Below are 25,491 nucleotides of genomic sequence, written 5' to 3'. Positions count from 1 at the left end.
AAGAAGCCTGGAGATCCCAGGCTTCTTCGTTATGGGGTGTGGAGACTCTAGCGCTCTCGCCCCGGGAATAGTGAAAACCGTATAGATGGAGTGAGTTATGGCCGGTCATTCCAAGTGGGCCAACATCAAGCACCGCAAAGGGCGTCAAGACGCCAAGCGCGGCAAGATTTTCACCAAACTGATTCGTGAGCTGACGGTCGCCGCCAAGCACGGTGGACCGATTCCTGCGGACAACCCGCGCCTGCGTCTGGCCGTGGACAAGGCGCTGACCAATAACATGTCGCGTGACGTGATCGACCGCGCCATCGCTCGCGGTGCCGGCAACAATGAAGCCGACAACGTCGTCGAGTTCAGCTACGAAGGTTACGCGCCAAGCGGCGTAGCGATCATCGTCGAGGTGATGACCGATAATCGCAATCGTACTGCCGCCGAAGTACGCCATGCCTTTACCAAGTGCGGTGGCAACCTGGGCACTGATGGTTCGGTCGCCTACATGTTCGACCGCAAGGGGCAGATCAGCTTCGCGCCGGGCGTCGATGAGGATGCTCTGATGGAGGCTGCGTTGGAGGCTGGTGCTGACGACGTGGAAATGGGCGAAGACGGTTCAGGCCTGGTGTCGACCAGCTTCACCGAGTTTCATGCCGTTAACGAAGCGCTGAGCGCAGCTGGTTTCAAGGCCGAGGAAGCGGAAATCGCCATGATCCCTTCGATCAGTGCGCCGATCGCCGATCTGGAAACCGCGCAGAAGGTATTCAAGCTGATCGATATGCTCGAGGATCTGGACGATGTGCAGAACGTCTACCACAACGCCGAAGTGGCCGACGAGATCATGGAGCAGCTGAGCTAAGCAGCTTATCGCCCGGATGCTTGGGGTGGACCGGGCAAGCCCGCCATGCAGCGCGACCCTGGTGGGCTGAAGCGGATCGCCGCCCGGCCCACCCTGCGGTTTTCTCTGGTTTCACCATTGCGTCACGAGTGACGCCGCATTGGCAGCCCCGTATACTCGCCAACTGGATAAATAGACAGTTGCTGATATGACCCTGATTCTAGGCATCGACCCGGGTTCGCGTATTACCGGCTATGGCGTGGTGCGCGATACCGGGCGCGGTTGCGAGTACGTGGCGTCGGGTTGCATTCGTACCGGCAACGGGCCGCTGGCCGAGCGCCTGCAGATCGTCTTTCGCGGCGTCAGCGAGGTAATTCGCACCCATGGCCCGGTGACCATGGGCATCGAGCAGGTGTTCATGGCGCGCAATGCCGACTCGGCGCTCAAGCTCGGGCAGGCGCGAGGCGCCGCCATCGTCGCCGCAGTGGAAGCCGGGCTGGAAGTCAGCGAGTACACCGCCACTCAGGTCAAGCAGGCCGTGGTCGGTACCGGGGCAGCGGACAAGCAGCAGGTACAGATGATGGTCATGCACCTGCTCAAGCTGGTGCAGAAGCCGCAGATCGACGCCTCCGATGCCCTGGGTATCGCCTTGTGCCATGCGCACCATCGACAGAGTCTTATTCCTCATGGGCTGGCCGGCGCCAAGCGGCGCGGTGGTCGCCTTCGTTTGTAATCGAATCAAAGGAAACTGCGGTGATCGGACGTTTGCGCGGCACCCTGGCGGAGAAGCAGCCGCCGCATTTGCTTCTGGATGTGAATGGCGTCGGTTATGAGCTGGAAGTACCGATGACGACCCTTTATCGTCTGCCTGCGGTGGGCGAGCCGGTAACCCTGCATGCCCACCTTGTGGTGCGTGAAGATGCGCATTTGTTGTACGGCTTCTTCGAAAAGCGCGAGCGTGAGCTGTTTCGCGAGCTGATTCGTCTCAATGGTGTCGGCCCCAAGCTGGCGCTTGCATTGATGTCTGGGCTGGAGGTCGATGAGCTGGTGCGTTGCGTGCAGGCTCAGGACACCGCAGCGCTGGTCAAGGTACCTGGAGTCGGCAAGAAAACTGCAGAGCGTCTGCTGGTCGAGCTCAAGGATCGCTTCAAGGCCTGGGAGTCGATCCCGTCCATTGCGCCCTTGGTGGTTGAACCTCAACTGGCTCAGGCAGTCTCAAGCGCGGAGAATGACGCCGTCAGCGCCCTGATCTCCCTCGGTTACAAACCGCAGGAAGCCAGTCGAGCCGTTGCTGCCGTCAAGGAAGATGGCATGAGCAGTGAAGATTTGATCCGACGCGCCCTGCGCGGCATGGTTTAGTGGAACCCTATTGATGATCGAAGCCGATCGCCTGATTACCGCCAGTCCACGTGAGCGCGAAGAGCAGCAGGACCGGGCCATTCGCCCGCTGCGCCTGGCCGATTACATCGGTCAGCCCGTCGTGCGTGAACAGATGGCGCTGTTCATTCAGGCTGCGCGGGGTAGGGCCGAAGCGCTCGACCACACGCTGATCTTTGGCCCGCCAGGGCTGGGCAAGACCACCCTGGCCAATATCATCGCTGAAGAAATGGGCAGCTCAATCAAAAGCACCTCTGGCCCGGTGCTAGAACGCCCGGGCGATCTGGCTGCGCTGCTGACCAACCTGGAAAGCGGCGATGTACTGTTCATCGACGAGATTCACCGCCTGTCGCCGGTGGTCGAGGAAGTGCTGTATCCGGCGATGGAGGATTTCCAGCTCGACATCATGATTGGCGAAGGCCCAGCGGCCCGCTCGATCAAGCTGGATCTACCGCCCTTCACCCTGGTTGGCGCCACCACCCGTGCCGGCATGCTGACCAATCCGCTACGTGACCGCTTCGGTATCGTCCAGCGCCTGGAGTTCTACGGCATCGACGATCTGGCCACCATCGTCTCGCGCTCCGCTGGGATTCTCGGCCTGCCCATCGAAGCCAAGGGCGCCTATGAGATCGCCCGTCGCGCGCGTGGCACCCCGCGTATCGCCAACCGTCTGTTGCGCCGTGTGCGCGACTTCGCGGAAGTGCGCGGTAACGGCCATATCACACAGTTGATCGCCGATCAGGCGCTGAATCTGCTGGATGTAGACGAACGCGGTTTCGATCATTCCGACCGCCGTTTGCTGCTGGCCATGATCGAGAAATTCGACGGCGGTCCGGTGGGGCTCGATAGCCTGGCGGCAGCGATAGGTGAAGAGCGCCATACCATCGAGGACGTGCTCGAACCGTATCTGATTCAACAGGGTTACATGATGCGCACGCCGCGCGGGCGCGTGGTCACTCGTCATGCCTATCTGCACTTCGGGCTGAACATCCCCAAGCGCGCTGGCGAGCAGGTCGCTGGCGATCTTTTCGCGGCAGGTGACGAATGACGAAAAAATTGTTACCAGCCCGGATTGGCAAGCAGTAGGCCGGGGACTAGAGTATGCGCGCGCAAAACGGAGTCCAGCCGTTCAGCCACCATTGCCGGGTCTATTACGAAGACACCGATGCAGGCGGCATCGTCTACTACGTCAACTATCTCAAATTCATGGAGCGGGCTCGCACCGAGCGCCTGCGTGAGCTGGGTTATGCCCAGTCGACGCTTGCCGGTGAGGGCCTGTTGTTCGTCGTGCATTCGGCCGAGGCGCGCTATCACGCGCCGGCGCGACTGGATGACGAGCTGGTGATCAGCGCCGATGTGATCGAATTGAACCGTGCCAGCCTGCGCTTTCGTCAACAGGTCAGGCGGGCTACGGATGATGTGCTGCTCTGTGAAGGGCAGTTTCTGGTGGCCTGTGTGCGCGCCGACAACTTGAAACCCCGGGCTATCCCCGAAACCCTGCGACACGCGTTCGCCGGGACGCAGGCGCCGGGTTTAATTGCAGCAGGAGAGTAAGCGTGGAAGCTAACGCCGTTGACCATATGTCGATGTGGAGTCTGATCAGTAACGCCAGCTTTGTGGTTCAGCTGGTCATGCTGACTCTGGTGGCCGCCTCGGTCATTTCCTGGGTGATGATCTTCCAGCGCAGTAATGCCATCCGCGCCGCCAAGCGCGCGCTGGACAACTTCGAGGACCGCTTCTGGTCCGGCATCGACCTGTCCAAACTGTACCGCCAGGCGGGCAGCAACCCGGATCCGGATTCCGGCCTGGAGCAGATCTTCCGTGCCGGCTTCAAGGAATTTTCCCGTCTGCGTCAGCAGCAGGGCGTCGACCCGGATGCGGTGATGGACGGTGTGGCGCGTGCCATGCGTGTGGCCATCTCCCGTGAAGAGGAAAAATTGGAGACCGCTCTGCCGTTCCTGGCAACCGTCGGTTCCACCAGCCCCTATATCGGCCTGTTCGGCACCGTATGGGGCATCATGAACTCCTTCCGCGGTCTGGCTCAGGTGCAGCAAGCCACTCTGGCTACCGTGGCACCGGGCATTGCAGAAGCGCTGATCGCTACCGCCATCGGCCTGTTCGCGGCAATCCCGGCGGTCATCGCCTACAACCGCTTCTCTGCCCGCAGCGAAATGCTGATCGGCCGTTACTACACCTTCGCCGACGAGTTCCAGGCCATCCTGCACCGCAAAGTGCACACCTCGGAAGACTAAGGCGAGCGAAGAGGACAGGTTTTAACCATGGCGAGAATTCGCAACAGACGCAAACCGGTCGCCGAGATGAACGTGGTGCCCTACATCGACGTGATGTTGGTACTGCTGGTCATCTTCATGGTCACCGCGCCGATGCTCAATCAGGGCGTCAAGGTCGATCTGCCCAAGGTCAGCAGTGAAACGCTGCCGCAGGACAACGACGCCCAGGTGCTGACCATTTCCATCAAGGCCGACAAGACCTACTACTGGAACATGGGCAGCGAGGTCGACGTCGATACCGAGCAGGAACGTGCCTCGACCCTCGAGCAGATGACTCAGGCTGTGTCGGCGATCATTGCCGAGAACCGTCGTCAGGGTAAGCAGGTGCAGGTATTCGTGCGTGGTGATCGCACGGTCGATTACGGCACTGTGATGTCGGCCATGGGCGGTCTGCAGCAGGCCGACGTGGGCAACGTCGGACTGATTACCGAGGCTCCCTGATGCAGCAAACCGAGCGTTCGCAATCGGAAAGCTACTTCTGGCCCGTGGTTTGGGCGGTGGGTCTGCACGTCCTGATGTTCGCCATGCTGTTCGTCAGTTTCGCCTTCACCCCGGAACTGCCACCGGCACGCCCAGTGGTGCAGGCTACGCTGTATCAGTTGCAGTCGCAGAGCCAGGCCACTACGCAGACCACGCAGAAGGTTGCAGGCGAAGCGCAGAAGACTTCGGCGCCGCAGTTCGAGACCGAAAGGCTGGAGCAGAAGAAAGCCGAAGAGCAGAAGCAGGCCCAGGCCGAAGCGCAGAAGGTAGCCGCGGCCAAGAAAGCCGAGGAACAAAAGCAGGCCGAAGAAGCTCGAAAGGCCGAAGCGGCGAAGAAAGCCGAGGCCGAGAAGGCCGCCGAGCAGAAACGCCAGGCCGATATCGCCAAGAAGCGCGCCGAGGAAGAGGCGAAGAAGAAAGCCGCTGAAGAGGCCAAGAAAAAGGCCACTGCAGACGAGGCTAAAAAGAAGGCGGCAGCCGCCGAGGCCGCGAAGAAGAAAGCGGCCGAGGATGCCAAGCGCAAGGCTGAAGATGCCCGACGCAAGGCGGCAGAAGACCAGAAAGCGGCAGCGTTGGCCGAGTTGCTGTCGGACAACGTACAGAACCAGCAGGCGCTGGCCGAAACCCATGGGGATCAGGTGGCCGGTAATCTCGATGATCTGATCATCAAGCTGATTACCGAGAACTGGCAGCGACCGATGTCGGCGCGCCGCGGCATGAGTGTCGAGTTGTTGATCCAGATGCTGCCCGACGGCACCGTGACCAACGCCAGCGTATCGCGCTCCAGTGGCGATGCGCCGTTCGACAACTCGGCCGTTGCAGCTGTACGTAACGTCGGGCGTATTCCCGAGATGCAACAATTGGATCGCGCTACCTTCGACAGTCGGTACAGGCAGCGTCGCGTCATTTTCAAACCGGAGGATTGAGCTCTGTGAATACCCTGATTCGTATCGCCCTGCTGGGGCTGGTCATGCTGGTCGGTAGTGTCCAGGCGGCCGATCCGCTGGTGATTTCCCAAGGCGCTGACCGTGCCACCCCGATTGCCGTCGTGCCGTTCGGCTGGCAGGGTGGTTCGGTGCTGCCCGAGGACATGTCGCAGATCATCGGCAACGACCTGCGCAACTCCGGCTACTTCGAGCCCATCCCGCGGCAGAACATGATCAGCTTGCCGACCCAGGCCAGTGAAGTCATTTATCGTGACTGGAAAGCACTGGGCGCCCAGTACGTGCTGGTCGGTAACATCGTGCCCAACGGTGGCCGGTTACAGATTCAGTACGCGCTGTTCAACGTCAACACCGAGCAGCAGGTCATGACCGGCAATGTCGGTGGTGGTACCGACCAGCTGCGCGACATGGCCCACCATATCGCCGACCAGTCGTTCGAGAAGCTCACCGGTGTGAAAGGGGCGTTTTCCACGCGCCTGCTGTACGTCACTGCCGAGCGCATGGGCACCAACAATACCCGTTATACCCTGCAGCGCTCCGACTACGACGGTGCCCGTGCGGTAACCCTGCTGCAATCGCGTGAGCCGATCCTGTCGCCGTCGTTCGCGCCGGATGGCCGCCGTATCGCTTACGTCTCGTTCGAGCAGCGTCGCCCGCGCATCTTCGTGCAGCACATCGACACCGGTCGTCGTGAGCAAATCACTAACTTCGAAGGCCTCAACGGTGCGCCGGCGTGGTCGCCAGACGGCAACCGCCTGGCCTTCGTGCTGTCGCGCGATGGCAACCCGGAAATCTACGTGATGGATATGGGCAGCCGGCAGATGCGCCGCATTACCAACCATTACGCCATCGATACCGAACCCTTCTGGGGTAAGGACGGTCAGACCCTTTACTTCACTTCGGATCGTGCGGGTCGTCCGCAGATCTATAAGACCAATATCAATAGCGGGGCAGTGGAGCGTGTGACCTTCGTGGGTAACTACAACGCCAACCCGAAATTGTCGGCTGATGAGAAGACCCTGGTGATGATTCATCGTCAGGACGGCTTCACCGTGTTCAAAGTGGCTGCACAGGACCTGGAAACCAACCGTTTGCGCATACTTTCAGACACAAGTTTGGATGAGTCGCCCACTGTTGCGCCCAATGGCACCATGCTAATCTACGCCACCCGCCAGCAGGGCCGGGGAGTCTTGATGTTGGCGTCCACCAATGGACGCGTGAGGCTCCCTCTTCCTACCGCTCAAGGCGAAGTTCGAGAGCCTTCTTGGTCCCCTTACCTGAACTGATGCGGCGCTACACCTTTTTTGCTTAACACAACTGGGGTTCATTAGGAGTTATATGATGGAAATGCTGAAATTCGGTAAGTTCGCTGCACTGTCCCTGGCTCTCGCCGTTGCTGTAGGCTGCTCCTCCAAAGGCGGCGACGCTGCTGGCGAAGGCGCTGTTGACCCGAACGCTGGCTACGGTGCCAACACTGGCGCTGTTGATGGCAGCCTGAGCGAAGAAGCTGCTCTGCGCGCTATCACCACCTTCTACTTCGAGTACGACAGCTCCGACCTGAAAGCCGAAGCCATGCGCGCTCTGGACGTACACGCCAAGGACCTGAAAGGCAATGGCGCTCGCGTCGTTCTGGAAGGCCACGCTGACGAGCGCGGTACCCGTGAGTACAACATGGCTCTGGGCGAGCGTCGTGCCAAGGCCGTTCAACGCTACCTGGTTCTGCAGGGCGTTTCCCCGGCTCAGCTGGAACTGGTTTCCTACGGCGAAGAGCGTCCGGTTGCCACTGGCAACGACGAGCAGTCCTGGGCTCAGAACCGTCGCGTAGAGCTGCGTAAGTAAGCTGCCATGCGAGATTGCCGCCGTATCCTGACCCTTCTGACACTCGCCTTGCCGCTCGCGGCGATGGCGGAGGTTCCCGTACTGGAAAGCAGCTCCATGCAACAGGGCAGCAGCTATCCACCGGCGGGTTATGGTACGGCCGGCTCCTCCGCCGGAGCGGGTGCGCAAGCACCCGCTTCTGCGCAGGGTATGCTGTTCAACCAACTCGAGCAGATGCAGCAGGAAATTGCGCAACTGCGGGGCATGGTCGAAGAGCAGCAGAATGAAATCCAGCGCCTCAAGCAGGAAGGCCTGGAGCGTTACCAGGATCTGGATCAACGCATTTCTTCCGGTGCTGCTGCCGGTGGAGCTCCTGCACAGAATTCAGCCGATGGCGTGGTAAACGCCAATGGCACCCCGACGCCACCTGCCGCACAGCAGCAGGCCAGCGCCGAGCCGGGTGATCCGGCCAAGGAAAAACTCTATTACGACGCCGCCTTCGACCTGATCAAGGCCAAGGATTTCGACAAGGCGTCGCAGGCGTTTGGCGCCTTTCTCAACCGTTATCCCAGCAGCCAATATGCGGGTAACGCCCAGTACTGGTTGGGTGAGGTGAATCTGGCCAAGGGTGACTTGCAGGCAGCTGGTCAAGCCTTTGCCAAGGTCAGCCAGGCTTATCCGAGCCACGCCAAGGTGCCGGATTCACTGTTCAAGCTGGCCGATGTCGAGCGTCGCCTGGGTCACAACGACAAGGCTCGTGGCATTCTTCAGCAAGTCATCGCGCAGTACCCGGGTAGCTCGGCCGCCCAGCTGGCTCAGCGCGATCTGCAAAGGCTGTAAGCCGAACTCGATGAATGAACCCGCGCATGTCGCGGGTTTTTCTTATCTGGCGTCGCGTGATCCATTAGAATGCGCGCTCGCATGCGAGGCGGGGTTTCAGCTCGGCTGATGTCCTTGTCGCCATGCCTTGTCGAATGTCGGCCGACGCCGGCGTTCCTGTCTTTCACGCAACGGAGGCGGATGGCCTGTTTCGTCATCACGCCCGTGGCTCCCATGCAAGAAACCCTGCGCATCACCGAGATTTTCTACTCGTTGCAGGGGGAAACGCGTACCGCCGGCTTGCCGACAGTATTCGTGCGCCTGACCGGCTGCCCCCTGCGCTGTCAGTACTGTGACACCGCCTACGCCTTCAGTGGCGGCGAGATCGTCACCCTGGACAGTATCCTCGACCAAGTGGCTGCCTATCGGCCGCGCTACGTCTGCGTGACCGGCGGCGAGCCGCTGGCCCAGCCGAACTGCATCCCCTTGCTCACGCATCTGTGCAATGCCGGTTACGAGGTGTCACTGGAAACCAGTGGCGCGCTCGATGTATCGGCAGTCGATCCGCGCGTCAGCAAGGTGCTCGACCTGAAGACCCCGGGCTCTGCCGAAATGCCGCGCAATCGCTACGAGAACATCCAGTGGCTGACGCGCAACGATCAGGTCAAGTTCGTCATCTGCTCGCGTGAAGACTACGACTGGGCAGTATCCAAACTGATCGAATATGACCTGGCCGCGCGTGCCGGCGAGGTGCTGTTCTCGCCCAGCCACAAACAGGTCGATGCACGTGCGCTGGCCGACTGGATCGTGACCGATAACCTGCCAGTACGCCTGCAACTGCAGCTGCACAAGATTCTCTGGAACGACGAGCCGGGACACTGAATATGAACGACAAGAAAGCGGTCATCCTCCTTTCCGGTGGCCTGGACTCGGCTACCGTGGTCGCCATGGCCAAGGCCGAGGGCTACAGCTGCTACAGCATGAGCTTCGATTACGGGCAGCGCCATCGCGCCGAGTTGCAGGCCGCCGAGCGCGTGGCGCGGCAGCTGGGTGTGGTCGAGCACAAGGTGATCGGCCTGAACCTCAACGGCATCGGCGGTTCGGCGTTGACCGATAGCAGCATCGCCGTGCCCGAATCGCCCACTGAAGGTATACCCGCCACCTACGTGCCAGCACGCAATACGGTGTTCCTGGCGCTGGCGTTGGGCTGGGCCGAGGTGCTCGAGGCACGCGATATCTTCATTGGCGTCAACGCGGTGGATTACTCGGGCTACCCGGATTGCCGCCCCGAGTTCGTCGACGCCTTCGAGCGTATGGCCAACCTGGCGACCAAGGCGGGTGTGGAGGGGCAGGGCTTTGTCATTCGCGCACCGCTGCAGCAGATGAGCAAGGGCGAGATCATCCAGGCCGGTATGCGCCTGGGTGTGGATTACGCACTCACGGTCTCTTGCTACCAGGCCGATGATGACGGCCGCGCCTGTGGCAAGTGCGACAGCTGTCGCCTGCGTGCAGCCGGTTTCACCGCAGCCGGCGTGCCTGACGCTACGCGCTATGTGTGAAAAAGTTTTCGCGAAGTGTTGATTTCCTGAATTAAATCAGTATCATGCGCCTCGCGTTGGGTCGTTAGCTCAGTTGGTAGAGCAGTTGGCTTTTAACCAATTGGTCGTAGGTTCGAATCCTACACGACCCACCAGATCGCAAAAGCCAGTCGTGAGACTGGCTTTTTTTTGCTCTCGGAAAAGCCCTCTGGCCGATGTTGCCCTGCCTGTGGCGATGGTCAGCCAGGGGGTATACTCGCAGCTCGCTCAAGAGCGCCGCAGGTTCGATGATATGACGCAGATTTCCGAACGCCTTCTGGTTCAAGCCCACCTCGATGCAAAGCAGCCCAAACCGCGGACTGCCGAGGAGGAAGCTTTCTATCGCCGTGAAATCGCCGCCGAGCTGAAGAAGCAGAATGCGGTGCTGGTAGCGCATTATTACTGCGATCCGGTCATCCAGGCGCTGGCCGAAGAAACCGGCGGCTGCGTTTCCGATTCCCTGGAAATGGCCCGCTTCGGCAATCAGCATCCGGCGCAGACCGTGGTGGTGGCCGGGGTCAAATTCATGGGCGAAACGGCGAAGATCCTCAACCCGGAAAAGCGCGTGTTGATGCCTACCCTGGAGGCAACCTGCTCGCTCGACCTGGGTTGCCCGGTGGACGAATTCTCGGCCTTCTGCGACCAGCACCCGGAGCGCACCGTGGTGGTTTACGCCAACACCTCGGCCGCAGTGAAGGCGCGCGCCGACTGGGTGGTGACCTCCAGCTGCGCGTTGGAGATCGTCGAGAGCCTGATGGACAACGGCGAGACCATCATCTGGGCACCGGACAAACACTTGGGCAACTACATCCAGCGCGAGACCGGTGCCGACATGCTGCTGTGGGACGGCGCCTGCATCGTGCACGAGGAGTTCAAGTCCAAGCAGCTGTTGGACATGAAAGCCTTGTACCCGGACGCCGCCATTCTGGTGCACCCGGAGTCGCCGCAGAACGTGGTGGAGCTGGCCGATGCCGTGGGTTCCACCAGCCAGTTGATCAAGGCGGCGCAGACCTTGCCGAACTCGACCTTCATCGTCGCCACCGACCGCGGCATCTTCTACAAGATGCAGCAGCTGTGCCCGGACAAGACCTTCATCGAAGCGCCAACCGCCGGGAATGGTGCCGCCTGCCGTAGTTGCGCGCACTGCCCGTGGATGGCGATGAATACGCTGGAGCGCGTGCTGACCGGCTTGCGTCAGGGCTCTGGCGAGATTCATGTTGATCCGGCGCTGATCCCCAAGGCGATCAAACCGCTCAAGCGCATGCTGGATTTCACCCAGGCCGCGCGGATGAAGGTCGCGGGCAACGCCTGATCGGCATGTAATACAAAAGAAGCCCGGCACACGCCGGGCTTTTTGCTTTCCAGGGTTCGAGTCAGCTCGCCCAGTTATCCGGTTCATTGACCACATTGAGCAGCGCGCGCAGGCGTCCATAGTCGCGGCCGTTGAAGGCAAAAGCCAGGCGGGTCAGGTCGCACAGTTCCGGCTCGTCGCGCTCCTGCTCGCAGTAGGGTTGCTGGGTAAAGCCACCTTCCTTGCACAGGCTGGCGAAGTCGCTGTCCAGCTTGGCCAGAGCCGCCTCGTTGAGCGGATGATTGAGGCGAATCACGAAGCGATCCTTGAGCCAGCGGCTCGAGTGGAAGTTGCGGTAGAAGCGGGCGATTTCGTCCACCGCTTCTTCGGCGCTGTAGACCAGGTGCATCAGGTTGAGATCGGTAGGCAGGATATAGCCGTTATCGCCAAGCTGACGACGGATGAAGCCTAGCGCGTCCTCCCAGTAGCTGCCGCCCGGTTGGTCGAGCAGTACCACGGGCACCAGTGGGCTCTTGCCGGTCTGGATCAGGGTCAGCACTTCCAGCGCTTCGTCGAGAGTGCCGAAGCCGCCGGGGCAAAGCACCAGACCGTCGGCCTCCTTGACGAAGAACAGCTTGCGCAGAAAGAAGAAGTGGAACGACAGCAGGTGATGACTACCACGCATGGTCGCGTTGGCGGTTTGTTCGAAGGGCAGGGTGATATTGAAGCCCAGGCTGCTTTCCGCGCCGGCGCCTTCATGGGCTGCCGCCATGATGCCGCCACCGGCACCCGTGACCACCATCAGATCGCGGTGTGCCAGTAATGCGCCGAGCTCGCGAGCCTGCCTGTACAGTGGATGATCGGGTGGCGTTCGTGCCGAGCCGAACACCGTGACCTTGCGCCGCCGTTTCAGTTGTTCCAGCACGCCGAAGGCATGCTCCATCTCGCGCAGGGTCTGCATCATGATCTTGGCGTCCCAGCGGTTACGATCCGCCTGGGCCATGTGGATCACCGTGGTGAGCATCTCGCGGTACAGCGACAGGTTGGGGCTGTTGCTCGGGGTTGCCAGAGCGACCAGCTCTTCCACCTTGCTGCTCAGGTCGACCTCGCTGGTTTGCACGTGGCGCGACAGATAGTCGTCCGGTTCAAAGGGCATGGAAACTCTCCTCTTCTTGGCCTGTGAGAGGCGAGTAGCCTCTCGCGGTGGCCGGTTCCTTGATTATGGAGTGTTGAGCAGCTTGCCACAGGCAGTCTGCCGTTTCGTTGCCGCCTTTTCGTAAGCACCGGTTACAGGGCGATCTGTTCACCGGGTTCGGGAATGTTGGCAATCCAGTTGAGGCGTTCGCGCAGAGCGGCTTGCAGGGCCTGCATCTTCTCCAGCTCGCCGTGCACCAGATAAAGCTCGGGGTGATGTTCGAACCGGCTGGCCCAGTCGAGCAACTGCGATTGCCCGGCATGGGCGGAGAAGCCGCCCAGGGTATGCACCTTGGCTTTCACCGCGATGCGCTGGTGCAGCACCTTGACCGTTTCCGCACCATCGACGATCAAACGACCCAGCGTGCCCTTGGCCTGGAAGCCGGGGAACACCAGGTGGCAGTTCTCGCGCCAGAGATTGTGCTTGAAGTGATGGACGATACGCCCGCCATTGCACATGCCGGCACCGGCGATGATGATCGCGCCGCTCTTGATCCGGTTGATCGCCATCGATTCTTCGGCCGTCGGTGTGCAGCGCAACACTGGCAACCAGTCCTCGACTCGCTTGACACCCTTGGCTGCAAGCACCGCGCGATCGGTAGCCGCGAACTGGTCATGAAAGCGGCTGTAGATGGCGTTGGCGCGGATCGCCATGGGGCTGTCGAGGAACACGGCCTGCTGTGGCAGACGGCCTTCCTGATAAAAGCGGCCAAGGTAATAGATCAGGTCCTGGGTGCGGCCAACGGCGAAGGAGGGGATCAGTACATTGCCGCCCTCGCTATGGGCTTGCTGCAGGATGTCGGCCAGCTCTTCCAGGGTTTCGTCGCTGGGTCGGTGATTGCGGTCGCCGTAGGTCGACTCCATCAGCAACACGTCCGCCTGATTCAGTTGGGTCGGCGCCTGCATCAGCGGCGAGCAGGTATTGCCCAGGTCGCCGGAGAACACCAGATGACGGTGCAGGTGGTGGTCCTCCACCTGCATCTCGACGATGGCCGAGCCGAGAATGTGGCCGGCATTGTGGAAGGTTACCTGCACGCCCTTGGCAACCTCGACCGCTTCGCCGTAGGCATGCGCGCGGCGCTGGCTCAGCGCCTGCTCGGTATGGGCGATGGTGTAGAGCGGTTTGATTGCTGCCTTGCCCTGGCGTGCGCGCCAGCGGTTTTCCCATTCGGTGTCCTTCTCCTGGAGGAAGGCCGAATCCAGCAGCATCAGTTCGAGTAGTTCGCAGCTGGCTTCGGTGGCGTGGATCGGGCCTCGATAACCTTCGGCGACCAGGCGCGGCAGCAGCCCGCTGTGATCGAGGTGGGCGTGGGAGATCACCACCGCATCCAGGCTGCGCGGGTCGAAAGGAAATGCACTGCGGTTCAGATCCTCTTCCTGGCGGCGTCCCTGGTGCATGCCGCATTCGAGCAGCACCTTGGCGCCATCGCGACTTTCTATCAGGTAGCAGGAGCCCGTGACTTGCTGGATCGCGCCGATGAAGGTGAGCAGGGCCATGGTTCTATCCTCGTCGTGATGATGAGGCGAGTCTGTCGTTTTTGTCCGTTGCTGGCCTTGATGCAGGTCAGCCAGCCTGCGGGGCGGTTTTCTCAGCATAGTTGGCCTATGCCCTGCCGTTTGTCTGAGCGCACAAGCTCGGGTCAGGCTTCTGATTTACTTGTACAGAGCAGGCCGTATTAGTGCTGTGATCGCTGCAGCGCAGCCATGGCGCTGGGCTCAGTGTTATGCATCAATCGGTCATCAACTGCTGCTGAGGTGCTTCGCTCAAGACTGGTGGGCGAAAAACAAGTGACCCCGACTGGCTGGTGGAACCTCACCTGCCAGGTCGAGTCTGCTGTGTGGTCAATAGGAAGGGAGGGGCAGGTATGCCCAAGCTGATTCTGGAGATCGAAACAGACCTCTATCGCATGCTGCAACAAGCTGCACGAACCAACCAGTTGAGTCTGGAGGATGAGTGCATGCGTCGCCTTGAGGGCGGCGTACGGCGCTCGCGTTATATGGAGGCTTTGCTCGCCGAGCTGCGCGCCGATGACGCGCAGCGCCGAGCGGAAAGAAACTGATGTCAGCCCCGGGTCAGAGGCCGCAGTCGCTCTTGTCGAACACTTCGACGGTCACCGGGCGGTTGTTGCGGTATTCGCTGAACTGGTAGCGCAGTTGTGCCCCCTGGGCCAACAGGTTGCGGTAGCCGGGATTGCGGCAGACGCTGGCGGCCAACTGAGCGCGCACGGTGTCGGGGTTGCCGCGCATCTGCGCCGCATGCGCTTCACGCACGCTGAGATGGTTGATCAGCGTGTGCCCTTCTACGGTATAGCCCTGATCGAGAATGTCCTCGTTGATCGCCCGCGGCGTGCCCTCGCTGCTCTGTCGGGCGACTTGCTCCAGGATGCGAGTCAGTTCCATCTCCTTCAACGAGGCTGCCTGGGCAGTGGGAAGCAGCAGGCTGAACGCGAGAGCGGGGAGGATGTAACGCAGCATGTCTTGTGACTCCTGAAAGCGTGAACGTGGGTTGGACAGGGGCTCGCGGCGAATGTTCGCGCCGCTGGCTATTTGCCCGCGTGAAACAAAGTGTTACCGATAGGGACATGCTGGCCTTTGGCCGCTGCCCGTCATCACGACCAAAGGCCGGGGATCATCGGCCAAACCTGCACGTCACAGACTCTGAGCCGCCGTCGTAGTCGGATGTCGCCAGTACGGGCCTGCCTGAAGTCTGCCTCTGGTTATCGCCGAGCTGCACGGTGTTCAAGCAGCGTGCAGGAGAATAACAATGACAATGCTCTTTCGGCGCTGGCCATCGCATGTGGTGGTCGGCAGTTTACTGGTTTTGCCCGTTACGCAGGTGCAGGCATCCGGTTATCACTTTGGTTCGCAGTCGGTGGCGGCGCAGGGTTCGGCGCATGCCAACGGTGCCGAGGCCGCCGACCCCTCGACCATTTTCTACAACCCGGCGGGCCTGGCACGGCTCAAGGGCACCCAGGTCACCTCCGGATTGAGCATTCTGCTCCCGGATGGCAAGTACGAAGACAAGGGCAGCAGCGATGTATTCGGCAATCCTGTATCGGGGGATGCGGGCGAGTTTCTGCCCGATGCCGCCGCCGCCCCGAACTTCTATTTTTCCCACGAGATCAACGACCGGGTGACGATCGGCCTGGGGATCTTCACCCCGTTCGGCGCCAAGCTCAATTACAAGGAGGACTGGGCCGGACGCTACGGCATCCAGTCGGCCAGCCTGGAGACGGTGACCTTCAACCCAAGCATTTCCTACCGTTTCAACGAGCACCACAGTGTCGGCTTTGGCGTGTCGGCGCAGTACATCAAGTCCATTCAGCGCGGTGCGGCGGATGTCAAAGGTGCTTCGCGGCAGTTGGCGGGGCAGTTCGTCACGGCCAATCAGGAACTGACCGAACTGGCCGCATCGCCGCTTGGCCAGTTCGCCATTCCGTTGTTCTACGGCATCAATGTGCCCAGTGAGATCAGCAGTTGCGACGGTCAGGCCGGTGATGCTTTCGTCGATTGCGTGGCGAAGAATTTCTCTGACAACGTTCAGGGCGATGGCTACTTCCGGGTCAAGGGCGATGATTGGGGGTTCGGCTGGAATATCGGCTACATGTGGGAGCCGACCGAGTCGACGCGCTTCGGCGTGTCCTATCGCTCCAACATTCGCCACACCTTGGAAGGTGAGACCAAGTGGAGCTTCTCTGGGGTGTCGGGCAGCGTGCCTTCACCCGATACCGATCTGAGTGGCGGTATCGACCTCGGCATCATCACCTTGCCGCCTGCCGACGCGTTGGGGCAGGTGCTGGACCCGGACAACTGGATCAACCCCGGAGATTTCGCCGGCTCCAGGCTGCATCCCAACTCCAAGGGCAAGACCGCTATCGATACGCCGGAAATGCTTTCCTTCAACGCCTTCCACCAGCTCAACGATAAGGTGGCGCTGATGGCGGATGTGACCTTTACTCGCCATTCACGGCTCGACGAGGTACGTATTGGCATCGATCAGGTCGCCGGTTATCCCTACTTCAATGGCGTTACCGAGGGCGACCTGAACGTCAAGCAGGACTGGAAGGACAGCTACAAGATCTCCCTGGGCATGAACTACCAGTACAGCGATGACCTGCTGTTGCGTACCGGGGTTGCCTACGACCGCTCGCCGGTCAATTCGCCGCAGTTGCGTCATCCGGCCTTTCCCGATGCGGACCGCTACTGGCTGTCGTTCGGTGCCAACTACAAGGTGACGCGCGATACCTCGCTGGACTTCGCCTACAGCTACGTGCAGTTTTCCAGCGGCAAGATGGACTACCAGGACGGCTGCTCCCCGGCCGGCTGGGTGCCAGGTTCCGGCGGGCTGTACCAGGACAGCGGCGTACGCTGCACCGGCAACGGTGGCAACTTCAAGGGCGAGTACGAGACGCGTATCCACTTCATCGGGCTGGCGTTGAACCACAGCTTCTGAGTCGCCTTGACAGCGAACGGGGATGCTAGACTCGCGCCCCCGTTCGTTGTCGCTCCCGCCATGACCCATCCAGCCCCACATGCCGTCGCCCGCCTGCGTACAGAGCGCCTGGCGCGCAGCCTCAAACCCTTCGTTGCACGTGGCTCGCGTGCAGAGCGTTGCCCGCACTGTCGGGTGCAGCCGACCCATTGCCTGTGTGCCTGGCGCCCGCAGGTCGAGGCCAATGCCGCCATGTGCCTGGTGATGCATGACATTGAGGCACTGAAACCGAGCAATACCGGATGGCTGATTGCTGACGTGGTGCCTGAAACCCACGCCTTTGGTTGGACGCGCACGGCCGTCGATCCGGCGCTGTTGGAGCTTTTGGCCGATCCGCAGTGGCAGCCGTATCTGGTTTTTCCCGGCGAGTACGTGGCGCCGCAGCGCGTGGTGGAGGAGGTGACGCTGGCGCCCGGCAAGCGTCCGCTGTTCGTGCTGCTCGACGCGACCTGGACCGAGGCGCGCAAGATGTTTCGCAAGAGCCCGTATCTGGACGCGCTGCCGGTGCTGAGCCTGACGCCAGCGCAGCTATCGCGCTATCGCCTGCGTCGTTCTACCCGTGGCGAGCATCTGTGCACCGCCGAGGTGGCCGCCATGTGCCTGGAACTGGCTGGCGACCTGCGTGCCGGCGAGGCTCTGGACGATTATCTCGATGTGTTCAGTCAGCACTACCTGGCCGCCAAACGGCGTTTGCCGCTGGATCTCAACGACGCTCTGCACCAGCGTTTGCAGACGTACCGCTGAGTTCACTCGGCAGTGGCTTGGGCCACAGCTGCGCCAGCAGCATGCCGCCGAACATCAGCGCACAACCCAGATAGCCGCGCGGTGCCAGCACTTCGCTCAGCAACAGGGCGCCGGCGATGGCAGCGAACACCGCCTCCAGCGAGAGGATGATCGCCGCGTGCGAGGCGATGGCATGCTGCTGCGCCACTACCTGCAGGGTGAAGCCGATCGCCACGCCGAACACGCCGCCGTAGAGGATCGCCGGACCGGCGGCAATGATGCCGTCCAGTGTTGCGGTCTCGAACGCCAGCGCCAGGGCCAGACTGATCACCGCGCAGGTGGCGAACTGGATGAAGGCCAGGCGCAACGGGTCATGACGGCCGGCGAAGAAACCTACCAGCAGCACATGAATGCCCCAGACGAAGGCGCCGGCCAGTTGCAGCCAGTCGCCCGAGGCCACGGTAAAGCCTTCGCCGACGCTGAGCAGGAACATGCCAACTACCGCCAGGCTGGCGCCCAACCAGATACCGGCGCTGCTGCGCTGACCGATCAGCAGGCCGAGAATCGGTACCACGATCACGTACAAACCGGTGATGAAGCCGGAGTTGGTCACCGTGGTGAACAGTAGGCCGACCTGCTGCAGGTTGATCCCTAGCGACAGCGCCAGCCCCATGATCACACCACCCGCCAGCAGGCTGCGATTCAATGGCGCAGTAGGGCGTTGTTGGCGACGCTGCAGCAACGCCAGCACCGGTAACAGAACCAGGCAGGCGAGGGTGAAGCGCAGGCCGGTATAAAGAAAGGGGCCGATGTTATCCATGCCCAGACGCTGGGCGACGAAGGCGCTGCCCCAGATCATCGCGGTAATCAGCATCAACAGGTCAGCGCGCAGGGCTTGGCTTCGCATTGGAGCGTCTCGGCAGGAAAGTTGCGCATCCTGCCGCAAAGCATTGAGCTTGACCACCCCGTCACAGCTCGGCATGCTGAGCGCCGCCGTCGGTCCGAGTGGGGAGTCTGTGATGCTCATTGAGCAGGCTTGAGCGGGTCGTCAGGCGAAAAGCACTGCCATACTCACCTCAGTGGCACTTATAACAAGAACAGGATCTGCCAATGGCCGCCTACGAAATCCTGATTGCTGACGACCACCCGCTGTTTCGCAGCGCGCTGCAACAAGCTCTGACCCTGGGCCTGGGGCCTGAAGTGCATCTGGTAGAAGCTGCCAGCATCGCAGAGCTTGAAAACCACCTGGCCGCCAAGAGTGATTGGGACCTGGTCCTGCTTGACCTCAATATGCCCGGTGCCTACGGTTTTTCCGGTCTGGTATTGCTGCGTGGGCAGTACCCGCAGATCCCTGTGGTGATGATCTCCGCTCAGGAAGAAGCCTCCGTGGTCAACCGCTCCCGCGAGTTCGGGGCCAGTGGCTTTATCCCCAAATCCAGTCCGCTGGAAACCCTGCAGCAAGCGGTGCGCCATGTCCTCGATGGTGACACCTGGTGGCCGCCGCTGGCCGAGGAGGGGGCGCCGGTTTCCGCCGAGGCCAAGGCAGCCAGTGCCGGCCTGGCCAGCCTGACACCGCAGCAGTTCCGCGTCTTGACCATGGTCTGCGAAGGGCTGTTGAACAAGCAGATCGCCTACGAATTGAGCGTCTCCGAAGCGACGGTCAAGGCGCATGTGACGGCGATCTTTCGCAAACTGGGCGTGCGCACCCGCACTCAGGCGGCGTTGCTGTTGCAGCAGATGGAATCGATCCCCGCGCAGTGAGCTGCGCATCGGGGCTGCGTTGAAAGCAGGCTCGGCCTGCTCATTTACAGCCCGTAAACTGCGCCGGCTCATTTGCTATCGTTTAGCTCGCGATCTCGCATATAGGTGCTCGTGCTGCGGATGCAGTAAGCTGCGCGCCTCTTCCAGAAGGGGTGAGGCGCATGTCGCCATTCAAGGGCCAGACCGGCCTGAAACGTATCCTCAACGCCGCCAGCTATTCGCTCGATGGCCTGCGCGCCGCGTTCTTCGGCGAAGCAGCCTTTCGCCAGCTGGTGTTGCTCAATCTGGTGCTGATTCCATCGGCTTTCGTCCTTGACGTCAGCCGCGGTGAGCGTGCGCTGATGGTAGCCGTGTGTCTGCTGGCGCTGATCGTCGAGTTGCTCAATTCGGCGATCGAGGCGGCTATCGACCGCATTTCTCTGGAGCGCCACCCGCTGTCGAAGAATGCCAAGGACATGGGCAGCGCCGCGCAGTTCTTGGCGCTGGGCATGATCGCCTCGGTCTGGGCAGTCATCCTGCTTGGCTGACGCTCAGACGATCGGCGGCAGAACGATCTGATCGCTGCGGCTGACGCCAGCGGTCAGTGCACGACACTGTTCAAGAAATTCGCGCATCGCCGCTGTCTGGTACTTCTGCTTGTGCCAGATGAAGTAGAACTGCCGGCGCAGATCCAGCTCCGGAGTTTCCACCGGCATCAGGCTGCCGCGACGAAAGGCGTCGCGCAGCGCCAGGCGTGAGATGCAGCCGATGCCCAGGCCGGATTCCACGGCGCGCTTGATTGCCTCGGTGTGCTCCAGCTCCAGGCGGATATTCAAGTTGCGCGGGTGATGACGCATGGCCTGATCGAAAGTCAGTCGTGTGCCCGACCCTTGCTCACGCAGAATCCAGGCTTCGTGCGTCAGCTCTTCCAGGCTGGCACTGCCGCGTTGGGCCAGCGGATGTTGCGGCGCGCAGAACACCACCAGTTCGTCTTCGACCCAGGGTTGCACCTCGATATCCGGGTGCTGGCAGTCGCCTTCGATCAAGCCCAGGTCCAGCTCGTAGTGGGCGATTTGCTGCACCACATGGGCGGTGTTGTGGACCTGCAGCTTCACCCGGCATTCGGGGTGGCGCTGCATGAAACTGCCAATCAGCAGGGTGGCCAGATAGTTGCCCACGGTCAGGGTGGCGCCGACGTTCAGCGAGCCATAACCGCTCTTGCCCCCCAGCAGGCGTTCGATTTCGCGCGCCTGGTCGATCAGGGCTACGGCCTCGGGCAGTAGCTGTCGGCCTAGGGCATTGAGCGCGAGGCGTTTGCCGGCGCGATCGAACAACTGGCAGTCGGATTGGCGCTCCAGTTCGGTCAGCGAAGTGCTGGTTGCAGACTGCGACAATGCGAGCGATTGCGCGGCGCGCGAGACGCTTTCATGCTGCGCCACGGCAACGAACACCTGAAGTTGTCTGAGAGTAAATCGCATATCGATATAACCGATAACCTATATCTTGATAATCCACTTAACAGATATTGTTGCCGCGAATAGAATGCCGCGCAATCGCGCCTTCGGCGTCGTAGTTTTTCGAGGAAATCATCATGAGCAATATGAACGTCGAGCGTGTGCTCAGCGTCCACCACTGGAACGATACGCTGTTCAGCTTCAAGTGCACCCGCGACCCGGGTCTGCGCTTCGAGAATGGTCAGTTCGTGATGATCGGCCTACAGCAGGACAGCGGCCGCCCGCTGATGCGCGCCTACTCCATCGCCAGCCCGAACTGGGAAGAGCACCTGGAATTCTTCAGCATCAAGGTGCCGGACGGCCCGCTGACTTCGCAACTGCAGCACTTGAAGGAAGGCGACGAGATCATCATCAGCAAGAAGCCCACCGGCACGCTGGTGCTCGATGACCTCAACCCCGGCAAGCACCTCTATCTGCTCAGCACCGGCACCGGCCTGGCGCCGTTCATGAGCGTGATCCAGGACCCGGAAACCTACGAGCGCTTCGAGAAGGTGATCCTGGTCCACGGCGTGCGCTACGTGAACGAAGTCGCCTACCGCGAGTTCATCACCGAGCACCTGCCGCAGAACGAATTCTTCGGCGATGCGCTGAAGGACAAGCTGATTTACTACCCGACCGTGACGCGCGAGCCGTTCGAGAATCAGGGCCGTCTGACCGACCTGATGCGCAGCGGCAAACTGTTCGCCGATATCGGCCTGCCGCCGATCAACCCGCAGGACGACCGCGCCATGATCTGCGGCAGCCCGAGCATGCTCGACGAGACCAGCGAAGTGCTCGACAGCTTCGGCCTGAAGATTTCCCCGCGCATGCGTGAGCCGGGGGATTACCTGATCGAGCGCGCCTTCGTCGAGAAGTAAGCGCCTCCGTTAAAAGACAAAGCCGCCCAATGGGCGGCTTTGTCGTTTCAGTTGTAGGGTGCGCCGTGCGCACCGGGGTATTGCTTGCTGGAGCTCGGTGCGCACGGCGCACCCTACGGGGCTTTACAGACGCTTGGCGTCGATGATCAGCACTGGCTCGCGCGGTACGTTCTGGTGCATGCCGCGGTTGCCGGTGGGGACCTGGGCGATCTTGTCCACCACGTCCATGCCACGGGTGACCTTGCCGAATACGGCGTAACCGAAGTCACGCGAGCTGTGGTCGAGGAAGGCGTTGTCCTTGTGGTTGATGAAGAACTGGCTGGTGGCCGAGTCGCGGACCTGAGTACGGGCCATGGCCAGGGTGCCGCGCACGTTGTGCAGGCCATTGTCGGCCTCGTTCTTGATCGGCGCGTTGGTGTCCTTCTGGCGCATGTCGGCATCGAAACCGCCGCCCTGGACCATGAAGCCCGGAATCACCCGGTGGAACTGGGTGCCGTTATAGAAGCCACTGTCGACGTACTTGAGAAAGTTCTGCGTGCTGATTGGCGCCTTGTCGGCGGCCAGCTCCACTTCCACTTCACCCAGGCTGGTGGTCAGCAGGACCTTGGGATTTTCTGCGGCCAGCAGGCTGGAGGACAGCAGCAGGGCGCCGGTGGCGAGAACGAGTTGCTTGAGCATGATGGTCAGTTTTCCTTGTTGGCGGTCTCGCCGAGAAAGGCGAGCAGGGCGTTATTAAAGCGTTCTGGTTGATCCAGTGGTGTGGCGTGGCGCGAGTTTTCGATGATCAGCAGGCGCGCGTTGGGCATTTCTGCCACGTATTCGCGCTTGCGTTCAATGGGCGTGTAGTCGCGGTCGGCGGTGATCACCAGGGTAGGACAGGTGATGCGATCAAGGCGTTCACGCACGCCCCAGCCGATGATCGCGTCCAGGCTGGCGAGGTAGGCGCGTTTGTCGTTCTGCGGCCAGCGCTCTTCGACCTTGCGACGCAGTTCGGCCTGCTCCGGTTTGGGGAACAGCAGCTTGCCCAGCGCCTTGGCGATGGTGTCCAGGCTGAGCAGGCGCGAGAGCGTCCAGCGTTTACCGATTTCCAGCCAGTCACGTGCGCTCTTGGCCTTCACCTCTGGGCCGCTGTTGACGATGGTCAGGCTGCGCAAAAGCTCGGGGCGGTCTACGCCAAGCTGGAAGCCGATCATCCCACCCATGGAGATGCCTACCAGGTGCACGGGTGCAAGCTGCAGGTGGTCGATGAGGGCGGCGACATCCTCGGCGAAATCGGTGATGCGATAAGCCTCGCGCGGCTTGTCCGAGCGGCCATGGCCGCGCACGTCGAGGGCGATGACCCGATAGTGCTGGGCGAGCACCGGGATCTGGTATTCCCAGTCGCGCGTGCTCGAGCCCAGGCCATGCACCAGTAACAGGGGCGTGCCGTGGCCGTAGTCTTCGTAATGCAGTTGGCAACCGTCGTTGTCGAAGTAGGACATGGGCAGGCTCTCAGTTGGGCGACTGCGGCGCGGCGAAGGCGGCGTCCAGCGGCGCCGCGTCGAAGTTCTTGATCAGCTCGATGAGAATCTGCGTGGCCGGACCGAGTACGCGCTCCTTGTTGCTGTAGAGGAAGAAGCGCGGTTTGCGCAGACCGCCCTGGGTCAGGGGCAAGGGTTTCAGCAGGCCTTCCTGCAGTTCACGGACGATCAGGTGGCGTGGCAGCCAGGCGAAGCCCAGGCCGCTGCTGACGAAGGTGCGTGCGGTCGGCAGGCTGCCCACTGTCCAGCGCTGTTCCGCGCCCAGCCAGCCGGCGTCGCGCGGCTGCAAGCGGCCACTGTCACGGGTGACCACCTGCATCTGACCTTCCAGGTCCTGAAAGCTCAGCTCGCGTTGCAGGCGATGCAGTGGGTGTTCCGGGTTGGCGACGGCAACAAATTCCACTTCACCCAGCTCGATGCCCAGGTGACCGGTGATGTTCAGCGCACTGATGGCCAGGTCGGCGGTGCCTTCGAGCAGCACTTCCTCGACGCCGGACAGCACTTCCTCGCGCAGGCGTACGCGGCAGCCGCGGCTTTGCGGCATGAAGGCGGTCAGGGCGCGGACGAGGTTGGCGGTGGGGTAGGCGGCGTCCACCACCAGACGCACTTCGGCTTCCCAGCCCTGTTCCATGTGGTGGGCCAGGTCTTCCAACTGACTGGCCTGCTTGACCAGTTGCCGTGAGCGGCGCAGCAATACATCGCCGGCTTCGGTGAGCACGGCCTTGCGACCGTCGATGCGCAGCAGCGGTACACCGAGCTGTTCCTGCATACGTGCCACGGTATAGCTGACCGAGGACTGCGAGCGGTGCAGCACCTCGGCGGCCTGGGCGAAGCCGCCCTGATCCACCACGGCCTGCAGCGTGCGCCATTGATCCAGGGTTACGCGAGGAGCTTTCATCACATCATCCTGCCTGAGTCGGCTGTTATCGCCGACGATCTCCACCTACACTGGCGATCCCATGTTGGAGAGCACCGATGAAAAAAATAATCTGCTTGCTGCTGGCCTGTATGCCGTTGGCTGCCCATGCCTACCCCATCGAGGTGGAAAAACAGTTCAACGGCGCCGAGGTCTCCGCCACCACTCAGGAAATCGACCACAACATGGCGGCTCTGATGCTTTACAACTACGGTCAGAGCGAAGCCGAGTGCAGTGCCGTGTTCCAAAATGGCCCCGAGGCACCGCGCATCCGGCGTACCGTGTTGGCGCCTGGCGCCAGCAACAACATGGCGGTCAAGTTCACCCGTAGCGTGATTCGTCTGCGGATCAAGCTGACCTGCAACCTGAAGTGACAGAAGCCTAGATGCGACCCGTCGATAAATCAAATTAGTCGATATATGTAAGCGGATATTTACGCTTTTTAATCGAAAGTCGCATCTCTATTCTCTGCGCCATCGACTCTTGTTCACCTCGATGGAGCCTCAGACATGTCCCGTATTCTCGTAATCGAAAGCAGCGCCCGCCAGCAAGGTTCGGTCTCCCGCGAGCTGACCCAGCAATTCATCGCCAATTGGCAGGCTGCGCACCCGGCTGATCAGATCCAGGTGCGTGATCTGGCGGCCGAGCCGGTGCCGCATCTCGACGCCACGTTGCTGGGTGGCTGGATGATCCCGAGCGAGCAGCAGAGCGATGCCGAGAAAGCTGCCCTGGCCCGCTCCAATCAGCTGACCGATGAGCTGCTGGCTGCCGATGTGCTGGTGCTGGCTGCGCCGATGTACAACTTCGCCATCCCCAGCACCCTCAAGGCCTGGCTGGACCATGTGCTGCGCGCTGGCGTCACCTTCAAGTACACCGAAACCGGTCCGCAGGGCCTGCTGACCGGCAAACGTGCCTTCGTGCTCACGGCTCGTGGCGGTATCTACGCCGGTAGTGGCCTGGATCATCAGGAGCCCTACCTGCGTCAGGCGCTGGCCTTCATCGGTATCCACGATGTGCAGTTCATTCATGCCGAAGGCCTGAATATGGGCGCCGAGTTCAGCGAGAAAGGCCTGGCCCAGGCCAAAGCCAAGCTGGCTGAAGTGGCCTGATCC

General features: G+C 61.4%; 30 protein-coding genes and 1 tRNA gene. 23 read left to right on the top strand and 8 right to left on the bottom strand.

Annotation, left to right across the window (positions count from 1 at the left end; genetic code table 11):
• Positions 1-97: 97 nt before the first annotated feature.
• From EGJ86_RS02855 to nadA, 15 genes are all read left to right on the top strand, one after another.
• Complete coding sequence (locus EGJ86_RS02855; protein ID WP_106733084.1) at positions 98-847, top strand: YebC/PmpR family DNA-binding transcriptional regulator; 750 nt, start codon at positions 98-100, stop codon at positions 845-847.
• 187 nt (positions 848-1,034) lie between these two features.
• Positions 1,035-1,559: a crossover junction endodeoxyribonuclease RuvC gene (gene ruvC, locus EGJ86_RS02850; RefSeq protein WP_017361755.1), complete on the top strand. Its 525-nt coding sequence runs from the start codon at positions 1,035-1,037 to the stop codon at positions 1,557-1,559.
• Positions 1,560-1,579: 20 nt separating this feature from the next.
• The gene (gene ruvA, locus EGJ86_RS02845) at positions 1,580-2,185 is read left to right on the top strand and encodes a Holliday junction branch migration protein RuvA (protein WP_017677959.1); all 606 of its coding nucleotides are present in this window, start codon (positions 1,580-1,582) and stop codon (positions 2,183-2,185) included.
• 13 nt (positions 2,186-2,198) lie between these two features.
• Positions 2,199-3,251 carry a Holliday junction branch migration DNA helicase RuvB gene (ruvB, locus tag EGJ86_RS02840; RefSeq protein ID WP_125833971.1) on the top strand — a complete coding sequence of 351 codons (1,053 nt, stop codon included), beginning with the start codon at positions 2,199-2,201 and terminating at the stop codon, positions 3,249-3,251.
• Between the two features lie 53 nt (positions 3,252-3,304).
• Positions 3,305-3,757, top strand: coding sequence for a tol-pal system-associated acyl-CoA thioesterase (ybgC, locus tag EGJ86_RS02835; protein WP_055983695.1), 453 nt, complete (start codon positions 3,305-3,307; stop codon positions 3,755-3,757).
• Between the two features lie 2 nt (positions 3,758-3,759).
• Positions 3,760-4,455, top strand: coding sequence for a protein TolQ (tolQ, locus tag EGJ86_RS02830; RefSeq protein ID WP_099522201.1), 696 nt, complete (start codon positions 3,760-3,762; stop codon positions 4,453-4,455).
• 27 nt (positions 4,456-4,482) lie between these two features.
• Positions 4,483-4,935, top strand: coding sequence for a protein TolR (tolR, locus tag EGJ86_RS02825; protein ID WP_125833970.1), 453 nt, complete (start codon positions 4,483-4,485; stop codon positions 4,933-4,935).
• Positions 4,932-5,900, top strand: coding sequence for a cell envelope integrity protein TolA (tolA, locus tag EGJ86_RS02820; RefSeq protein WP_125833969.1), 969 nt, complete (start codon positions 4,932-4,934; stop codon positions 5,898-5,900). Before tolR ends, tolA begins: the two co-directional genes overlap by 4 nt.
• A 5-nt stretch (positions 5,901-5,905) precedes the next feature.
• Positions 5,906-7,204, top strand: coding sequence for a Tol-Pal system beta propeller repeat protein TolB (tolB, locus tag EGJ86_RS02815; protein ID WP_099522199.1), 1,299 nt, complete (start codon positions 5,906-5,908; stop codon positions 7,202-7,204).
• 55 nt (positions 7,205-7,259) lie between these two features.
• Positions 7,260-7,757, top strand: a complete 498-nt coding sequence (gene pal / locus EGJ86_RS02810; protein ID WP_003241687.1) for a peptidoglycan-associated lipoprotein Pal — start codon at positions 7,260-7,262, stop codon at positions 7,755-7,757.
• A 6-nt stretch (positions 7,758-7,763) separates the two neighbouring features.
• Positions 7,764-8,576 (top strand): tol-pal system protein YbgF, encoded by an 813-nt coding sequence (gene ybgF, locus EGJ86_RS02805; RefSeq protein ID WP_099522198.1) that lies wholly within the window; start codon positions 7,764-7,766, stop codon positions 8,574-8,576.
• A 213-nt stretch (positions 8,577-8,789) separates the two neighbouring features.
• Complete coding sequence (gene queE, locus EGJ86_RS02800; protein WP_125833968.1) at positions 8,790-9,437, top strand: 7-carboxy-7-deazaguanine synthase QueE; 648 nt, start codon at positions 8,790-8,792, stop codon at positions 9,435-9,437.
• 2 nt (positions 9,438-9,439) lie between these two features.
• Positions 9,440-10,114 carry a 7-cyano-7-deazaguanine synthase QueC gene (gene queC / locus EGJ86_RS02795; protein ID WP_125833967.1) on the top strand — a complete coding sequence of 225 codons (675 nt, stop codon included), beginning with the start codon at positions 9,440-9,442 and terminating at the stop codon, positions 10,112-10,114.
• 58 nt (positions 10,115-10,172) lie between these two features.
• Positions 10,173-10,248: transfer RNA gene (locus tag EGJ86_RS02790), tRNA-Lys, on the top strand.
• A gap of 137 nt (positions 10,249-10,385) precedes the next feature.
• On the top strand, positions 10,386-11,444 hold the full coding sequence (gene nadA / locus EGJ86_RS02785; RefSeq protein WP_158620891.1) for a quinolinate synthase NadA: 1,059 nt from the start codon (positions 10,386-10,388) through the stop codon (positions 11,442-11,444).
• 61 nt (positions 11,445-11,505) lie between these two features.
• Here the strand turns inward: nadA and EGJ86_RS02780 are convergent, their stop codons facing one another.
• Positions 11,506-12,579 (bottom strand): LOG family protein, encoded by a 1,074-nt coding sequence (locus EGJ86_RS02780; protein WP_125833965.1) that lies wholly within the window; start codon positions 12,577-12,579, stop codon positions 11,506-11,508.
• A 131-nt stretch (positions 12,580-12,710) separates the two neighbouring features.
• On the bottom strand, positions 12,711-14,114 hold the full coding sequence (locus tag EGJ86_RS02775) for an MBL fold metallo-hydrolase RNA specificity domain-containing protein (protein WP_125833964.1): 1,404 nt from the start codon (positions 14,112-14,114) through the stop codon (positions 12,711-12,713).
• A gap of 368 nt (positions 14,115-14,482) precedes the next feature.
• On the opposite strand from EGJ86_RS02775, the gene EGJ86_RS02770 reads away from it, so the two are divergent.
• Complete coding sequence (locus tag EGJ86_RS02770; RefSeq protein ID WP_099522193.1) at positions 14,483-14,677, top strand: hypothetical protein; 195 nt, start codon at positions 14,483-14,485, stop codon at positions 14,675-14,677.
• Between the two features lie 13 nt (positions 14,678-14,690).
• Here EGJ86_RS02770 and EGJ86_RS02765 read toward each other — a convergent pair whose 3' ends face one another.
• Complete coding sequence (locus EGJ86_RS02765) at positions 14,691-15,092, bottom strand: quorum-sensing-regulated virulence factor family protein (RefSeq protein WP_125833963.1); 402 nt, start codon at positions 15,090-15,092, stop codon at positions 14,691-14,693.
• A gap of 289 nt (positions 15,093-15,381) precedes the next feature.
• Between EGJ86_RS02765 and EGJ86_RS02760 the strand changes: the two genes are divergently transcribed.
• Both EGJ86_RS02760 and EGJ86_RS02755 read left to right on the top strand, forming a co-directional pair.
• On the top strand, positions 15,382-17,070 hold the full coding sequence (locus tag EGJ86_RS02760; RefSeq protein WP_125833962.1) for an OmpP1/FadL family transporter: 1,689 nt from the start codon (positions 15,382-15,384) through the stop codon (positions 17,068-17,070).
• 60 nt (positions 17,071-17,130) lie between these two features.
• Positions 17,131-17,853, top strand: a complete 723-nt coding sequence (locus EGJ86_RS02755; RefSeq protein ID WP_099522190.1) for a tRNA-uridine aminocarboxypropyltransferase — start codon at positions 17,131-17,133, stop codon at positions 17,851-17,853.
• On the opposite strand, the gene EGJ86_RS02750 is transcribed toward EGJ86_RS02755, so the two are convergent.
• Positions 17,813-18,739, bottom strand: coding sequence for a DMT family transporter (locus EGJ86_RS02750; RefSeq protein WP_125833961.1), 927 nt, complete (start codon positions 18,737-18,739; stop codon positions 17,813-17,815). The two genes, EGJ86_RS02755 and EGJ86_RS02750, sit on opposite strands and share 41 nt — an antisense overlap.
• Positions 18,740-18,942: 203 nt before the next feature.
• Between EGJ86_RS02750 and erdR the strand changes: the two genes are divergently transcribed.
• Both erdR and EGJ86_RS02740 read left to right on the top strand, forming a co-directional pair.
• Positions 18,943-19,593 carry a response regulator transcription factor ErdR gene (gene erdR, locus EGJ86_RS02745; protein WP_099522188.1) on the top strand — a complete coding sequence of 217 codons (651 nt, stop codon included), beginning with the start codon at positions 18,943-18,945 and terminating at the stop codon, positions 19,591-19,593.
• Between the two features lie 161 nt (positions 19,594-19,754).
• Positions 19,755-20,120, top strand: coding sequence for a diacylglycerol kinase (locus tag EGJ86_RS02740; RefSeq protein ID WP_106733071.1), 366 nt, complete (start codon positions 19,755-19,757; stop codon positions 20,118-20,120).
• A gap of 3 nt (positions 20,121-20,123) precedes the next feature.
• On the opposite strand, the gene EGJ86_RS02735 is transcribed toward EGJ86_RS02740, so the two are convergent.
• The gene (locus tag EGJ86_RS02735) at positions 20,124-21,050 is read right to left on the bottom strand and encodes a LysR family transcriptional regulator (protein ID WP_079784346.1); all 927 of its coding nucleotides are present in this window, start codon (positions 21,048-21,050) and stop codon (positions 20,124-20,126) included.
• A 113-nt stretch (positions 21,051-21,163) separates the two neighbouring features.
• On the opposite strand from EGJ86_RS02735, the gene fpr reads away from it, so the two are divergent.
• Positions 21,164-21,943 (top strand): ferredoxin-NADP reductase, encoded by a 780-nt coding sequence (fpr, locus tag EGJ86_RS02730; protein WP_037005020.1) that lies wholly within the window; start codon positions 21,164-21,166, stop codon positions 21,941-21,943.
• Positions 21,944-22,066: 123 nt separating this feature from the next.
• Here fpr and EGJ86_RS02725 read toward each other — a convergent pair whose 3' ends face one another.
• Genes EGJ86_RS02725 through EGJ86_RS02715 form a run of 3 tightly spaced genes read right to left on the bottom strand, consistent with a single transcriptional unit; the run spans position 22,067 to position 24,361 of the window.
• The gene (locus tag EGJ86_RS02725; protein ID WP_099522186.1) at positions 22,067-22,621 is read right to left on the bottom strand and encodes a peptidylprolyl isomerase; all 555 of its coding nucleotides are present in this window, start codon (positions 22,619-22,621) and stop codon (positions 22,067-22,069) included.
• A gap of 5 nt (positions 22,622-22,626) precedes the next feature.
• Positions 22,627-23,424: an alpha/beta fold hydrolase gene (locus tag EGJ86_RS02720; protein ID WP_125833960.1), complete on the bottom strand. Its 798-nt coding sequence runs from the start codon at positions 23,422-23,424 to the stop codon at positions 22,627-22,629.
• Between the two features lie 10 nt (positions 23,425-23,434).
• Entirely contained in the window at positions 23,435-24,361 is a 927-nt protein-coding gene (locus tag EGJ86_RS02715; protein ID WP_125833959.1) for a LysR family transcriptional regulator, read from the bottom strand.
• Positions 24,362-24,438: 77 nt separating this feature from the next.
• Here EGJ86_RS02715 and EGJ86_RS02710 point away from each other — a divergent pair, with 77 nt between their 5' ends.
• Both EGJ86_RS02710 and EGJ86_RS02705 read left to right on the top strand, forming a co-directional pair.
• Positions 24,439-24,753, top strand: a complete 315-nt coding sequence (locus EGJ86_RS02710; protein ID WP_099522183.1) for a 3-phosphoglycerate kinase — start codon at positions 24,439-24,441, stop codon at positions 24,751-24,753.
• A 135-nt stretch (positions 24,754-24,888) separates the two neighbouring features.
• On the top strand, positions 24,889-25,488 hold the full coding sequence (locus tag EGJ86_RS02705; RefSeq protein WP_125833958.1) for an FMN-dependent NADH-azoreductase: 600 nt from the start codon (positions 24,889-24,891) through the stop codon (positions 25,486-25,488).
• The last annotated feature ends 3 nt before the right edge of the window (positions 25,489-25,491 follow it).

Origin of the sequence: Pseudomonas sp. o96-267, from assembly GCF_003935465.1 — a bacterium.
GTDB classification, from domain to species: domain Bacteria; phylum Pseudomonadota; class Gammaproteobacteria; order Pseudomonadales; family Pseudomonadaceae; genus Aquipseudomonas; species Aquipseudomonas sediminis.
This window is presented reverse-complemented; position numbering and strand designations above follow the sequence as displayed.

Bases quoted from the DNA above. Each gene is read 5' to 3' on its own strand.
- EGJ86_RS02855 (WP_106733084.1), top strand. From the start codon at position 98: ATGGCCGGTCATTCCAAGTGGGCCAACATCAAGCACCGCAAAGGGCGT.
- ruvC (WP_017361755.1), top strand. From the start codon at position 1,035: ATGACCCTGATTCTAGGCATCGACCCGGGTTCGCGTATTACCGGCTAT.
- ruvB (WP_125833971.1), top strand. From the start codon at position 2,199: ATGATCGAAGCCGATCGCCTGATTACCGCCAGTCCACGTGAGCGCGAA.
- ybgC (WP_055983695.1), top strand. From the start codon at position 3,305: ATGCGCGCGCAAAACGGAGTCCAGCCGTTCAGCCACCATTGCCGGGTC.
- tolR (WP_125833970.1), top strand. From the start codon at position 4,483: ATGGCGAGAATTCGCAACAGACGCAAACCGGTCGCCGAGATGAACGTG.
- pal (WP_003241687.1), top strand. From the start codon at position 7,260: ATGGAAATGCTGAAATTCGGTAAGTTCGCTGCACTGTCCCTGGCTCTC.
- ybgF (WP_099522198.1), top strand. From the start codon at position 7,764: ATGCGAGATTGCCGCCGTATCCTGACCCTTCTGACACTCGCCTTGCCG.
- queE (WP_125833968.1), top strand. From the start codon at position 8,790: ATGCAAGAAACCCTGCGCATCACCGAGATTTTCTACTCGTTGCAGGGG.
- queC (WP_125833967.1), top strand. From the start codon at position 9,440: ATGAACGACAAGAAAGCGGTCATCCTCCTTTCCGGTGGCCTGGACTCG.
- nadA (WP_158620891.1), top strand. From the start codon at position 10,386: ATGACGCAGATTTCCGAACGCCTTCTGGTTCAAGCCCACCTCGATGCA.
- EGJ86_RS02780 (WP_125833965.1), bottom strand. From the start codon at position 12,579: ATGCCCTTTGAACCGGACGACTATCTGTCGCGCCACGTGCAAACCAGC.
- EGJ86_RS02775 (WP_125833964.1), bottom strand. From the start codon at position 14,114: ATGGCCCTGCTCACCTTCATCGGCGCGATCCAGCAAGTCACGGGCTCC.
- EGJ86_RS02770 (WP_099522193.1), top strand. From the start codon at position 14,483: ATGCCCAAGCTGATTCTGGAGATCGAAACAGACCTCTATCGCATGCTG.
- EGJ86_RS02765 (WP_125833963.1), bottom strand. From the start codon at position 15,092: ATGCTGCGTTACATCCTCCCCGCTCTCGCGTTCAGCCTGCTGCTTCCC.
- EGJ86_RS02760 (WP_125833962.1), top strand. From the start codon at position 15,382: ATGACAATGCTCTTTCGGCGCTGGCCATCGCATGTGGTGGTCGGCAGT.
- EGJ86_RS02755 (WP_099522190.1), top strand. From the start codon at position 17,131: ATGACCCATCCAGCCCCACATGCCGTCGCCCGCCTGCGTACAGAGCGC.
- EGJ86_RS02750 (WP_125833961.1), bottom strand. From the start codon at position 18,739: ATGCGAAGCCAAGCCCTGCGCGCTGACCTGTTGATGCTGATTACCGCG.
- erdR (WP_099522188.1), top strand. From the start codon at position 18,943: ATGGCCGCCTACGAAATCCTGATTGCTGACGACCACCCGCTGTTTCGC.
- EGJ86_RS02740 (WP_106733071.1), top strand. From the start codon at position 19,755: ATGTCGCCATTCAAGGGCCAGACCGGCCTGAAACGTATCCTCAACGCC.
- EGJ86_RS02735 (WP_079784346.1), bottom strand. From the start codon at position 21,050: ATGCGATTTACTCTCAGACAACTTCAGGTGTTCGTTGCCGTGGCGCAG.
- fpr (WP_037005020.1), top strand. From the start codon at position 21,164: ATGAGCAATATGAACGTCGAGCGTGTGCTCAGCGTCCACCACTGGAAC.
- EGJ86_RS02725 (WP_099522186.1), bottom strand. From the start codon at position 22,621: ATGCTCAAGCAACTCGTTCTCGCCACCGGCGCCCTGCTGCTGTCCTCC.
- EGJ86_RS02720 (WP_125833960.1), bottom strand. From the start codon at position 23,424: ATGTCCTACTTCGACAACGACGGTTGCCAACTGCATTACGAAGACTAC.
- EGJ86_RS02715 (WP_125833959.1), bottom strand. From the start codon at position 24,361: ATGAAAGCTCCTCGCGTAACCCTGGATCAATGGCGCACGCTGCAGGCC.
- EGJ86_RS02710 (WP_099522183.1), top strand. From the start codon at position 24,439: ATGAAAAAAATAATCTGCTTGCTGCTGGCCTGTATGCCGTTGGCTGCC.
- EGJ86_RS02705 (WP_125833958.1), top strand. From the start codon at position 24,889: ATGTCCCGTATTCTCGTAATCGAAAGCAGCGCCCGCCAGCAAGGTTCG.